At 65.0% G+C, this 3,006-nt stretch carries 4 protein-coding genes; 3 read left to right on the top strand and 1 reads right to left on the bottom strand.

What is annotated here, in order from left to right:
- The 3 genes from VLE48_15205 to VLE48_15195 form a co-directional block, all read left to right on the top strand.
- A partial coding sequence (locus tag VLE48_15205) for an SMP-30/gluconolactonase/LRE family protein (protein HSA94360.1) occupies positions 1-1,071 on the top strand: 1,071 nt, incomplete at its 5' end.
- Between the two features lie 49 nt (positions 1,072-1,120).
- On the top strand, positions 1,121-1,807 hold the full coding sequence (locus tag VLE48_15200; GenBank protein ID HSA94359.1) for an antibiotic biosynthesis monooxygenase: 687 nt from the start codon (positions 1,121-1,123) through the stop codon (positions 1,805-1,807).
- A 100-nt stretch (positions 1,808-1,907) separates the two neighbouring features.
- Positions 1,908-2,507 carry a class I SAM-dependent methyltransferase gene (locus VLE48_15195; protein ID HSA94358.1) on the top strand — a complete coding sequence of 200 codons (600 nt, stop codon included), beginning with the start codon at positions 1,908-1,910 and terminating at the stop codon, positions 2,505-2,507.
- 115 nt (positions 2,508-2,622) lie between these two features.
- Here VLE48_15195 and VLE48_15190 read toward each other — a convergent pair.
- A partial coding sequence (locus VLE48_15190) for a hypothetical protein (GenBank protein HSA94357.1) occupies positions 2,623-3,006 on the bottom strand: 384 nt, incomplete at its 5' end.

The raw sequence follows: 3,006 nt of genomic DNA, 5'->3' as shown, positions 1-3,006 counted from the left end.
CCGGTCGGCGGCCTCGGCTGGAACTTTCCTTCCGCCAACGAATCCCAGCAAGCGACCATGAAGAGGATAGCTGCGATAGGTTTTGCATTCGCGTTCGCCCTGGTGTCTGGTTTGGCGGCGAGCCAGGCGCAGGACGCGACTCAGGTCACGCCCAACATCATTCGGCTGGATCCGAGGCTGGACAAGCTGGTGCCCAAGGACGCTGTGATCGAGAAGATCGCCGACGGCTTCGAGTGGGTGGAAGGGCCGGTGTGGGACCGCAAGAACGGGCGGCTGCTGTTCTCCGACGTGCCGCGGAATTCCATCTTCGAGTGGCGTGAGGGCACGGGCGCCAGGCTGTTCCTGACTCCGACCGGCTACACCGGCAGCGAACCGTTCACGGGGCGCGAACCGGGCTCGAACGGCCTGGCATTCGACGCGGCCGGGCGGCTACACTTCGCGGCGCATGGAGACCGGCGGATCGCGCGCATCGAGACGGACGGCAAGACCACCACGCTGGCGGACCGCTACCAGGGCAGGCGCATCAACAGTCCCAACGACCTGGTGTTCAAGTCGAACGGCAACCTGTATTTCACCGATCCGCCGTTCGGCCTGCCCGGAACCTTCAACGACGCGCAGAAGGAACTGCCCTTCCAGGGCGTGTACCGGTTGTCGAAGGGCGGGAAGCTCACGCTGCTGACGCGCGACCTCGAAGCGCCCAACGGGATCGGATTCTCGCCCGATGAAAAGACGCTGTATGTGAGCGACTCGCTGGGCCCGCGGTGGATGGCGTTCGCGGTCCGCGAAGACGGAACGCTGAGTGAGGGTCGTGTGCTGCTGGAAGCTGAGGCGTTCAAGAAGAACGGTCCGGGCGTCCCGGATGGGCTGAAGGTGGACGCGCAAGGTAACATTTTCGGGGCGGGGCCGGGAGGCATCTACGTGATCGCGCCGGATGGCACGCTGCTGGGCCGATTCGACTTTGGCGTGGCCACCGGGAATTGCGCCTGGGGCGAAGACGGCTCGACGCTGTTCATCGCTTCCAACCACGCCCTGTATCGCATCCGGCTGACCACCAAAGGAGCGGGATTCTAGGCCAGGCGCGGCTTCATCGCCCGCGAATCGGCCGCAACAAGGAGAAGACATGTCCAACCAAAGCACGATACTTGCCATCACCGCGGCGCTGCTGTTGTTTTCCACTGCTGCCTGGGCGCAGGATCCGGTGCCCATGTATCCGAACAACTACCGAGTGCTGCTGGAGAACGACAAGGTGCGGGTGCTGCACTTCACGCTACGCAAGGGAGACACGGAGGAATTCCATACGCATCCGGCGGCGGTGACCTACGTGCTGACGCCGTTCAAGATCCGCTTCCGCTTTCCCGACGGCACGGAGCGCGTCCGCGAAGCCAAGGCGGGCGACGTGTTCTACGGCGAGGGCGTAACCCACTCGCCGCTGAACATCGGGGAGACCGACGCCACCGGCATCCTGGTAGAGATGAAGACGCCGGCGTCGGCCAAAAAGGATGCGGCACAAGCGGACGACCTGCTGACCGCGGTGACCTTTATTACCGGCCTGGAGGGCAAAGAGGACGAGTTGAAGCGGGAATTGCTGGCGCTGGCGGCACCGACACGCGCCGAAGCCGGCAATCTCCGGTATGACCTGTACCAGTCGCCGGTGAAGAAGAACGAATTCATGCGCCTGGAGGTATGGCGCAATCCCGCGGCGCTGGAAGAACACAAGCAGACGCCGCACATCAAGGCGTCGTTCGCCAAGCGACAAGAGCAGGGGTGGAAGACCAACATCACGGTGTGGGAGCGGGTGGCGGACTAGATTGGGTCGCGGCGCGCCCTCGCGCGTTACGTAGGGCCTGGGGGCGTCAGGGCTCGGGCATCCGCATGACGGGATTTATACTGGCCGCGCAATGCGGCTGATGGACGCCATCCATTCCGGGTACGTGTTTCCGCGGCGGGTGCGCATCCTGAGCGAGCACCTGGCGCGGCTGGTGCCGCAGAACGCGACCGTGCTCGACGTGGGCTGCGGCGATGGCCTGCTGGACGAGATGCTTTCCCGGAAGCGGCCGGACCTTTCCATCCGCGGCATCGAAGTGCTGATCCGCAAGAAGACCTACCGGCCCATCGAGCTGTACGACGGCAAGACCATTCCGTTTCCCGACAAGAGTTTTGACGCGGTGATGCTGGTGAACGTGCTGCATCATGCGGACGATCCCCTGGCGCTGCTGAGGGAAGCGGTGCGCGTGGCGCGGCGGGCCATCGTGCTGAAAGACCACACGCTCACGGGTTTCCTGGCGGGGCCGACGCTGCGCTTCATGGACCGGGTGAGCAACGCGCGCCACGGGGTGGCGCTGCCGTATCACTACTGGACCTACGCGGAATGGATGGAGGCCTGCCGGAAGCTGGGGCTCACGGTGGCGGAGTGGGACAAGAAGGTGGGACTGTATCCGTGGTGGGCGAGCTGGGCGTTCGACCGCGAACTGCAGTTCGTGGCCCGGCTGGAATTGGACGGGAAATAGTCCGAAGCGCAGCCCGGTCGCGTTCCGCGTCCGCCGTGTGGGGCTGCCACCCGACTGACATCTGGCGGTACGTCAGCGCGAGGAGGTGGAGGGTGGTTTCAGCGGCGTCGTGCCCTTAGTTCCCAGTAGGCGTTTCGGGGTAGAGGCGTTCGAATTCCGGGTCGCCGCGAAGGATGGCGAGATCGGGATCGCGGCGGGCCCAGTTGGCGTCGGTGAAGCCGGCCTCCCAGGCCTTCTTGATGGCGTCCAGGGCTTCCTGCTTCCGGTTCATCTGTCCGTAGGTACAGGCGACGTTGTAGAGCAGGGTGGCGTCGTTGGGCCGCAGCGAAACGGCGAACTGGGCCTCGCGAACGGCGTCCTCAGTGCGTCCCCGGGCCGCGTAAAGAGCGGCAAGCAAGATGTGGGCGCGGGCGTCTTCGGGAACCTGGCGAAGATGATGCTCCAGCGCCAGGCTCTGGCGCAGGCCCAGGTTGCGGGCCGCATCGTGCTTTCCGAGAGC

The sequence above is a fragment of the Terriglobales bacterium genome (genome assembly GCA_035454605.1).
In the GTDB taxonomy this organism is placed as follows: Bacteria; Acidobacteriota; Terriglobia; order Terriglobales; family Acidobacteriaceae; genus DATMAB01.
The sequence above is the reverse complement of the archived record's forward strand: the minus strand, read 5'-3'. Positions and strand labels throughout refer to the sequence as shown.